At 62.9% G+C, this 784-nt stretch carries 1 protein-coding gene; it reads left to right on the top strand.

The features are described 5' to 3' along the window. Positions 1–20: 20 nt before the first annotated feature. The coding region (locus ABD240_RS17055) for an SDR family oxidoreductase (RefSeq protein WP_344338811.1) at positions 21–784 on the top strand (764 nt) is incomplete at its 3' end.

Genomic DNA, 784 nt, shown 5'->3' with positions numbered 1-784 from the left:
ACTCTGTTTCACTAGAGGCCATGAACCTCGAACCGACGCATCCTTTGACGCGCGTCCCGTTCCCTTTGAAGGGCAAGTCCGCTGTCGTGACCGGGGTCAGCCGCCGCGCGGGAATCGGGTACGCCATCGCATGCAGACTCGCCGCATACGGAGCCAACGTGTTTTGTCACCACTTCTCCCCACATGATGCCGAGCAGGAGTGGGGCAGCGACGACATCACCGCGGTACTCGAAGGCGTTCGATCACACGCCGTGGGCGATGCACGAGTTGCTGACTTCCACGCCGATCTGACCGAGCCAAACGCCGCCGAGCAGGTGATCGACGCAGCCGTGAGCGAGTTCGGCCATGTCGATGCATTGGTCTGCAATCAAGCGCTATCAGGATCCGACGGCCCCATCGGTGAGTTGAGTGCCGCAGATCTCGACCAACACTGGGCAGTCGACGCACGCGCTTCGATTCTGCTCGCCCAGTCCTTCGCTACACATCACGTCCCGGGGACGCCGGCGTCAATCGTCTTCCTCACATCGGGACAGGACCTCGGCCCGATGCCCGGCGAGGTCGCATATGCAGCGGCCAAGGCCGCGATTGCCGGAGTGACGACGACGATCGCCGATCAACTCGCCGACGACGGCATTCGGGTGAACACCATCAATCCAGGCCCCGTCGACACCGGGTATCTCACCGACGACATGTGGCAGTTCGTCAAGCCCATGTTCCCGTTCGGGCGATACGGACAACCGGACGACCCTGCGCGCCTTATCGCGTGGCTCGTAACCGACGAGGC

It is taken from the genome of Brevibacterium salitolerans, from assembly GCF_039531405.1.
Lineage (GTDB): Bacteria > Actinomycetota > Actinomycetes > Actinomycetales > Brevibacteriaceae > Brevibacterium > Brevibacterium salitolerans.
This window is presented reverse-complemented; position numbering and strand designations above follow the sequence as displayed.